Raw genomic sequence first — 1,309 nt, 5'->3', positions numbered from 1 at the left:
TGATCTTGCCCCCGTTTCACCGGACAGTCAGGCGGTTGCGATTTGAGCTGCGATGAACTCGCGGGGCGAGCGCATCTTCAGCCCTGAGTGCGGATGGTTGTCATTGTAGTCCTCGATCCACTTGGCGATCAATCCGAGTACGGTTTCGGCTTCGGGAAGCGGCGAGACGTGCACGTAGTCGCGTTTCAGCGTGTTGACGAAGGCCTCCGAGATTCCATTGCTTTGCGGGCTCTGCACCGGGGTAAAGCAGGGCTTCAGCCCGAGCTGTCGCGCGAAGATCCTTGTCTCCCTGGCGGTGTAGGGCGCGCCGTTGTCCGACAGGATCTCGACGGCAGCGGGCGCGCGGAACGTGCCGAAGCGCTTCTCGACCGCCTCCAGCATCATGTCGCGCACGTCCGATCCGCTGATCCCGGCATTGACCACCGCCCGCCAGGCGATCACCTCGCGGTCGCAGGCATCGATGATGAAGGCGCCGCGGATGATGTCGCCGTTCCAGCAGGTGAACTCGAAGCCGTCACTGCACCAGCGCAGGTTCGAGCGTAGGACGACAACCTTGCCGTCATGGGTGTGCTCGGGCCGCTCGGTATATTTGCGGGCGAGCAGGAGGTTGTTGGCCTTCATGATGCGGTAAACCCTCTTGTGATTGGCCGGGGCAAGGCCCTTGCTGCGCAGCTGACGGTTGAGAACCGCCGTGATGCGGCGGTAGCCGTAGGTCGGGCGCTCCGCGACCAGCTGTTCGATCAATGGCAGCAGCGCCGCGTCTTGCGCTTTATGGTAGCGCCGACGCGGCTTGGTCTTCCCGCTCACCCGGTCATGCAGGTTCGAGCGCGACACGCCCAGGGTTTCGGCCACGGCGCTCATCGGGAACCGTCCCGAAGCGGCGACTGCGCAAGCAAGGTCGGTTTTTTTGACCTTGCCTTGTCCAACGCCTCCTTCAGGATTTCCACCTCCAGCGTCTTGCGCCCAAGCTGGCGCTCAAGTTCCCGGACGCGGTCTTCCAGTTGCCGAACGGTCCGGTTGCTGGTCACATCGTCATCGCCCGCCACCGCGACGCTCCCTCCTTCCAGCATCAGGCGGCGCCAACGATACAAGAGATTGGGCGCAACGCCATTGCGGCGGGCGACCACGGAAATGCTCTCCCGGCCGTCCAGCGTTTCCTCGACGATCCGGAGCTTTTCGGAAGACAACCAGCGGCGCCGGCGGCCGCCATCGGTGATGATTTCAATGTCAGACATAAGCACGTGCTCAGGCATAGGCCTAAGCCTCCATGTTCATGCCTGACTGTCCGGTCGAAATGGGGGCCAGTTCA

General features: G+C 62.9%; 1 protein-coding gene. It reads right to left on the bottom strand.

The features are described 5' to 3' along the window. Positions 1-27 precede the first annotated feature (27 nt). A protein-coding gene (locus IM708_RS20995; protein WP_209428492.1) for an IS3 family transposase occupies positions 28-1,253 on the bottom strand; the annotation gives its coding sequence in 2 pieces (ribosomal slippage) (positions 28-911 and positions 911-1,253; 1,227 coding nt in all). Between the last annotated feature and the right edge of the window lie 56 nt (positions 1,254-1,309).

Origin of the sequence: Pararhodobacter sp. SW119 (assembly GCF_017811755.1) — a bacterium.
Lineage (GTDB): Bacteria > Pseudomonadota > Alphaproteobacteria > Rhodobacterales > Rhodobacteraceae > Pararhodobacter.
Note: the sequence above shows the minus strand (reverse complement) of the source record. Positions and strands in the feature narration are given on the sequence as shown.